At 36.3% G+C, this 6,357-nt stretch carries 7 protein-coding genes and 1 pseudogene; 3 read left to right on the forward strand and 5 right to left on the reverse strand.

The features are described 5' to 3' along the window. Position 1: 1 nt before the first annotated feature. The 3 genes and pseudogenes from DSM106972_RS47465 to DSM106972_RS51930 all read right to left on the reverse strand — a co-directional run bounded on the left by DSM106972_RS47465 (position 2) and on the right by DSM106972_RS51930 (position 1,733). Positions 2 to 454, reverse strand: a complete 453-nt coding sequence (locus DSM106972_RS47465; RefSeq protein ID WP_186538294.1) for a hypothetical protein — start codon at positions 452 to 454, stop codon at positions 2 to 4. 48 nt (positions 455 to 502) lie between these two features. Continuing rightward, a pseudogene (locus DSM106972_RS47470) lies at positions 503 to 1,501 on the reverse strand (IS630 family transposase). Between the two features lie 73 nt (positions 1,502 to 1,574). Continuing rightward, positions 1,575 to 1,733 (reverse strand): hypothetical protein, encoded by a 159-nt coding sequence (locus tag DSM106972_RS51930; protein ID WP_158633009.1) that lies wholly within the window; start codon positions 1,731 to 1,733, stop codon positions 1,575 to 1,577. 20 nt (positions 1,734 to 1,753) lie between these two features. On the opposite strand from DSM106972_RS51930, the gene DSM106972_RS47475 reads away from it, so the two are divergent. Further along, positions 1,754 to 2,290: a hypothetical protein gene (locus tag DSM106972_RS47475; protein ID WP_127087239.1), complete on the forward strand. Its 537-nt coding sequence runs from the start codon at positions 1,754 to 1,756 to the stop codon at positions 2,288 to 2,290. Positions 2,291 to 2,292: 2 nt separating this feature from the next. On the opposite strand, the gene DSM106972_RS47480 is transcribed toward DSM106972_RS47475, so the two are convergent. Continuing rightward, positions 2,293 to 2,655 (reverse strand): hypothetical protein, encoded by a 363-nt coding sequence (locus DSM106972_RS47480; RefSeq protein ID WP_127087240.1) that lies wholly within the window; start codon positions 2,653 to 2,655, stop codon positions 2,293 to 2,295. Next, positions 2,630 to 2,716, reverse strand: a complete 87-nt coding sequence (locus DSM106972_RS56110) for a hypothetical protein (RefSeq protein ID WP_411675400.1) — start codon at positions 2,714 to 2,716, stop codon at positions 2,630 to 2,632. Before DSM106972_RS56110 ends, DSM106972_RS47480 begins: the two co-directional genes overlap by 26 nt. 25 nt (positions 2,717 to 2,741) lie before the next feature. On the opposite strand from DSM106972_RS56110, the gene DSM106972_RS47485 reads away from it, so the two are divergent. Together DSM106972_RS47485 and DSM106972_RS47490 are read left to right on the forward strand one after the other, a co-directional pair. After that, the gene (locus DSM106972_RS47485; RefSeq protein WP_233786930.1) at positions 2,742 to 2,963 is read left to right on the forward strand and encodes a Uma2 family endonuclease; all 222 of its coding nucleotides are present in this window, start codon (positions 2,742 to 2,744) and stop codon (positions 2,961 to 2,963) included. Positions 2,964 to 3,541: 578 nt separating this feature from the next. Then, positions 3,542 to 6,331, forward strand: coding sequence for a COR domain-containing protein (locus tag DSM106972_RS47490; protein WP_127087241.1), 2,790 nt, complete (start codon positions 3,542 to 3,544; stop codon positions 6,329 to 6,331). Positions 6,332 to 6,357: the final 26 nt, after the last annotated feature.

Below are 6,357 nucleotides of genomic sequence, written 5' to 3' on the forward strand. Positions count from 1 at the left end.
ATCAAGTTGCGTTTACTTCATGATACAACCCCTCTTTCTCGTCATATCTCCAGCCACGTTTAACGTTGTCTTTGTCTCTTGTCCATGCTTCAAACTCTTTGGCACTGAGAGTATTACGTTTTTCTGTTAGCGTTGAAACTGTCGTACTAAGTCTAAAAGCCAGTTTTTTCTCATCCAAGGGGTCAATTTTAATTGGTTGAGTGTTATATGGTTGAGAATAACTTGATTTCCGAGACTTTGATGCATTTATACTACTTTGCATCACCAATAACGCACCCTCGAATTTTGCTAGTTGGTTGGTGACGGTTTCAAATTTATTTTCTAATGCTGTTAATCTGCTTTCATGCTCAGGGTTGGCGCCGACATTTGTATTTTGTTTCAGGCGCCAAAATTCTTCTTCTAATTCGTATAGACGTATTTCTACGCTCCCTTCTACACCAGGGATGTCACCCAAGACATGATTTAACCCTTGTATTACGAGGTCGGTGGCAGTAGTAAGTAGTTAGACAAAATTAATTACATAATTTTCTCCAAATTCTCTAAGGATTTTTTCAACAGATGCAACAAAAGTTTGCCAACTCGAATAAGCAGATATTTAAATCCATTCATATTTGATAAATCGCCAGAGAATTTCAATCAAATTTAATTGTGGCGAATATGATGGTAATTCAAATATTGTAATCCCACGCTCCTGCCATTCTTCAATTTTATCGAATATGGCATTGCTTGTATGAATAGAAGCTTTATCAACAACAATTACTGTTGGTTTATCTACTGTAGAAAAGAAAGTATCAATACAATGAGCAACAACATCTGAATTAATACTTTGTGATGAGACATAAGTTTCAAGATGGTTATTTCTGTTCATAATGCCCAATACATTTAGGCGCCGACTACGATTACTTGGAATTGGTAAATATTCTCCAATATTTTGCCAACCATAAGGGACAGAAGGAATTAAGCAGAATCCAGTTTCATCTAAATAATATAAATCTATTTTACCCTCTGAATCTAATTTTTTTAACTCTTCGAGTTGTGCCTTCTTTTCCTTATATTCTATAGGGTCTGGCTCTCCACCAACATCTCTACGCATTCGATGCCAACTCATAGATAAATTTTGAATTATTCTTTTAATTGTTTTAGTACTTACCTCAATTCCCCATTCTTCTTTAACTTTTTGTAATACCTTTTTTAACTGTCTTGGTTCTTCATCAACCCACTTTTTAATTATTTCTTCCTGTTCGTCGCTAAATATTCGCTTACTACCTCTTCCAGGCTTGTTGTACAATCCGACTATTCCCTCTAACTCCCAACGGTCAAACCAGTTATAGATTGTTTTGTAACTTACCTGAAAAATCCTTATCAACTCTTTCATTTTTTTGCCACTTGCTGCTAGTATCAAGCAATGCGCTCTCTGTCGTACCTGATGATGTCGGCTTTGACGATAAATTCTTTCTAGCAATTTAAGTGATAGGGGATTGATGTCTCTAATGAATATCATATAAAATCTTAATAAATGCACCTTTTTGGTCTCCAATATTCTACCACGTATTTATGTAATTAATTTTGTCCAGTTACTTATTAAGTTCAGCAGCTTTAGCACGAAGCGCGTCGGCTAAGGGTTTCGGCAACTTAAAGTTGATAGATTCACGCTCGACCTTTGCCATATCTACACCCTCGTATATACCCTGTGTAGATTTTACGATGAAATGGGCGCCGTTCGTGCAATGCATTTCTCCCAAGGAGGTAAAGCATGAAAGTTATAGTTCGAGATGCGGAAGTTTTCAGAAATATCGAACTAGAAAAATTAAGGGACTATCTCCAATCTCATGGATGGCGCCTCGACCGTCCATTTCTAGATAATGGTACGATTTGGTTAAAGAAAGAACCGCAACGAGGCGAATTTGAAATATTGTTACCCAATAGTCAAGATTTGGGTGATTATGTTTCGCGTGTGTGTGAAGCTGTAGAAACCCTTGCGACTGTTCAAAATCGCTCACAATTAGAAATTATTGGCGAACTTATTACCAATTATCCTAATATCACTCTTCAAGGATTAGTAACACAAATTACATCTTTTAATGGAGGCACAATAAGCGGTGATATTACATTATTTGGTGTGGTTGTTGACAAATTACGTCCAGTTAACACTACACTAACTGACCATGAATATATTCTCGCAATTAAAGCATATACCGAACGCTTACCAGTGTTGTGTACAGGTGATTTAATCAAAGAAAACGATATATTTATTCTCACAAATCCCCAACAATTCCACCTTGACATTTAATATCATGTTAGAGATTCAAGTAAACCTGACATATCTAAAACTCTCTGTGAGTAAGTTTCCGCTTGTTTGGCTACTTCTTCTCGACGAAGTTCATCTAACAAAATATTATCTAAATTAAGTTGCCAGCGCGCGAGTTGAACTTGAATATTAACTAATTCTTCAGCTTGTTCTGGTTCAATTTCTGGTGCTATCCACTCAATAAACCATTCTGTCTCATCTATTACAACCTCTACACCTTTTTTGAACGCACTATTACAAAACGAGCGAACGCGCGCTAGGTTGGAAGCGATATGTCCTAAGCGGTGTGAAATATCTTCGCTAAGGAAACTTGCTTTTTTTTCATCTAAAGTCGATTTGGTATCCACCTATTAAATCCTCAGTAATTCTTTTTAGACGTTCTTTCATTGCTGCGTCTTGAATTATCATCGAACGATTATTTTGGCTTGGACGAATGTTAATAATCGATGATTATAATATCAAAACATTAGAGTACGCAGCCTTTGGTGTCGATGAATACTGGATTGTTGACCCGTTAGAAGATAAGGTGACAGTCTGCTTGCTACAAGGAAAAGTTTACAATCAAACAGTATTTACTGGAAATCAACAAATTGTGTCGCTTACTTTCCCGCAAATTAACGCGACTGCCCAAAAAATACTGGCGCCGCAGCTTTAATATACGAGAATGCAAGAGCTTGTGCATCACTACTTATTCAAGAATATTTAAGTATTTATACAATTTTTAAAATTAAATTATACATGCTGTACATAAAATATTATACGCCGGACTCACAAAGCATTTTTTGTAATTTAGCCCTGTATTAAGTAATTATCTTAAAATTATAGTCACTATTATTACTTGAATGCTTGTTTGTATACAGTTACGATTGTTGTCGCGCTCCAAGGCGCGATGTCTAACGCAATCGATACATTGTAATAATCAATACTCAATAGATTTGTAATCCGTCATTAAAAATTAACCCGCGTGTGGTTCAAACCACTAATAGCAAAAGTCCTCTATAAGAGGACTGACGATAAATGAGCAATTTTTACTACTTGCATTTAAACTTTTAGTGGTTTATACAGTCTTTGTGTAAGATGCTAATTAATGGACTTGCGTTTGACTTTTGCTATGTCCGCATTTTGTATTGTGTGAATAATTAGGTGCAAAGGGCACCTTTGGAGTGTTGCTTCATTTTCACAGCATGTAGTTAAAATAACTATAATCGATATGTTACATTTCAGTATTGGCTGATGACCGAGGAAGAATTGCTACAGGTAATAGAACAAGCCGCAGCAGAGGGAGTGACAGAATTAGACCTCTCTGGTAACGGGTTAACAGCTTTACCACCTGAGATTGGTAAGCTGACTCAACTCAAAAAGCTGATTCTCGGTAAGTATGAGTATGACGAAGATGGTGAGTTTCTTGGTGCTATCGGAAATAATTTGAGTTATTTACCGAAAGAAATTGGATTGCTCAATCAACTTGAAGAACTTCAAGTTGCCCGGAATAGACTGAGTAATATCCCAGCAGAAATAGGGCAATTATTTAACTTGCGAACCCTCGACATTACTAGAAATGAACTGAGTAATATCCCAGCAGAAATAAAGCAATTAGTTAACTTGCAAACCCTCAACCTTGGTTGGAACCAATTGAGTAGTATACCAGCAGAAATAGGGCAAATAGTTAACTTGCAAACTCTCGACCTTAGTTGGAATCCACTGCGTAGTATACCAGTAGAAATAGGACAACTTTTTAACTTGCAAACTCTCGACCTTAGCGCAAATCCATTGGGTAGTGTACCACCAGTAATAGAGCAACTATTTAATTTGCAATCGCTGACTTTAATGGGAAATAATCTAAGTAGTATCCCATTAGAAATGGGAAAACTTATTAACTTAAAATATCTTAACCTTAATGTGAATAAACTGAGTGTTATCCCATTAGAAATAGGAAAACTTGTCAACTTAGAATTCCTTACTCTGGGCAGTAATCAACTGAGTAGCTTACCAGCAGAGATGGGTAGACTGATAAACTTACAATTCCTTGACATGAGCAAAAATCAACTGAGTAGTTTACCAACAGAAATAAAACAACTTAGCAAACTTAAAGAACTTGATTTACGTGGAAACCCAGTCCCTGTTCCACCAGAGATTTTAGGAAAAAAAGATATTGTATTTGGAGAACCGGGGGATGTTAAGGAAATACTTGATTTTTACTTTCGAGTGCAAGACCCCAAAGAAACAGAACACCTCTATGAAGCAAAGTTATTAATTATTGGTGAAGGGGGTGCAGGTAAAACCTCTTTGGCTAAGAAAATTAAAGATGAAAGCTACGAACTTCAATCAAGTGAGAAGTCAACTGAAGGTATTAATGTTATTCAGTGGAAGTTTCCGCTTGACAATGGTCATGAATTTCGCGTTAATATTTGGGATTTTGGTGGTCAGGAAATCTACCACCAAACCCACCAATTTTTTCTTACCCAACGTTCTCTTTATGCTTTAGTCGCTGATACGCGTAAAGAAAATACAGATTTTTATTGGTGGTTGAAAGTTGCCGAACTTTTAAGCGATAATAGTCCTGTTTTGATTATTAAGAATGAAAAGCAAGACCGTGAAACTGAGGTAAACGAGCGTCAGTTACGCGGAGAATTTACGAATTTGAAAGAAGTTTTAGCAACTAATTTAGCAACAAATCGTAGTTTAGCTGAAATTAAAGAAAAAATCAAATTTTATATCAGTAGTCTTCCTCATGTTGGTGATAAGTCACCTTTACCAAAACTCTGGGTGCGGGTTCGTGTAGCTTTGGAAAATTATTCTATAACTCGCGATTATATCGAGCTTAGTGAATATTTTCAACTTTGTGAAACTAATCAATTGACTGACCGCAAGGACATGCTGCGGTTAAGTCGTTATCTGCATGACCTTGGTGTTTGTTTGCATTTCCAAGACGATTCGACGCTGAAACATTATGTTATTCTTAGACCAGAATGGGCTACAACTGCGGTTTATAAAGTTTTAGATAATAAAACCGTTAAACAAAATCTGGGATGTTTTACTCAAGAAAATCTTGTTGATATTTGGCAAGACAGTAAATATGCTGAGATGCGAGATGAACTACTACAATTAATGATGCGGTTTAAGCTCTGCTATCAAATTCCTAGCCGTCCTGGTAACTACATTGCACCGCAATTACTCGATATTGAGCAACCTGAGTATTATTGGGATAAATTTCATAATCTCGTTTTGCGCTACAAGTATGATTTTATGCCCAAAGGTATTCTCACGCGCTTGATTGTAGAAACACACCCTTGGATTGAAAATCAAAAACTCGTTTGGAAAAGCGGTGTTGTTCTTAATAAAGATGAAACGCGCGTTGAGGTCGTTGAAAATTACAATCAACGAGAAATTAAAGTTAGCGTATCTGGAAACCGCAAAAAAGAGTTACTCGCAGTTGTTACCCACGAACTAGAAAAAATCCATCGTTCTTTTGAACGTTTGCAATATCAAACTTTGGTTTCATGTAACTGTGAAGAATGTACAGTCAGTGAAAATCCTTATGCTTATCGGTTAGAAAATTTACGTAAGCGTTTAAAAGCTGGTAAATATCAAGTTGAATGCGAAGAAAGTTATGAATCTGTAGATGTTCGCAGATTGATTGATGATGTGAATTTGTCACGTAAGCAAGATTATCGGGAATCTCAAGTCCAAAATACTCCATTACAACGGGAATTGGAAACAGAGAGGCAGAAATCTTTAAATATAAATAGAGCTACTATAAACTTATCTGGTCAGCAGTATAAAAAATTACGGGATGCTTTGGTTGATGCTTTTCCTACCAAATCTTCATTAGAGCAATTTTTATTATTTGAATTTGATAAAAAGTTAGATGTGATTGCAGGGGGTAATGATTTACAAGAAATTGTCTTTAATGTAATAAAAACGGCAGAAGCTCAGGGATGGGTTGAAGAATTGATTTCTGGCGCCAAAGAGGGTGGCCGCCGAGATACGTGCAAAATGGGACACGATGCAAAGTTTTGTTAAGATACTTGCAATAAATTAGCCTTTAT

Origin of the sequence: Dulcicalothrix desertica PCC 7102, from assembly GCF_003991905.1 — a bacterium.
In the GTDB taxonomy this organism is placed as follows: Bacteria; Cyanobacteriota; Cyanobacteriia; order Cyanobacteriales; family Nostocaceae; genus Dulcicalothrix; species Dulcicalothrix desertica.

Bases quoted from the DNA above. Each gene is read 5' to 3' on its own strand.
- DSM106972_RS51930 (WP_158633009.1), bottom strand. From the start codon at position 1,733: ATGCATTGCACGAACGGCGCCCATTTCATCGTAAAATCTACACAGGGT.
- DSM106972_RS47475 (WP_127087239.1), top strand. From the start codon at position 1,754: ATGAAAGTTATAGTTCGAGATGCGGAAGTTTTCAGAAATATCGAACTA.
- DSM106972_RS56110 (WP_411675400.1), bottom strand. From the start codon at position 2,716: ATGATAATTCAAGACGCAGCAATGAAAGAACGTCTAAAAAGAATTACT.
- DSM106972_RS47485 (WP_233786930.1), top strand. From the start codon at position 2,742: ATGTTAATAATCGATGATTATAATATCAAAACATTAGAGTACGCAGCC.
- DSM106972_RS47490 (WP_127087241.1), top strand. From the start codon at position 3,542: ATGACCGAGGAAGAATTGCTACAGGTAATAGAACAAGCCGCAGCAGAG.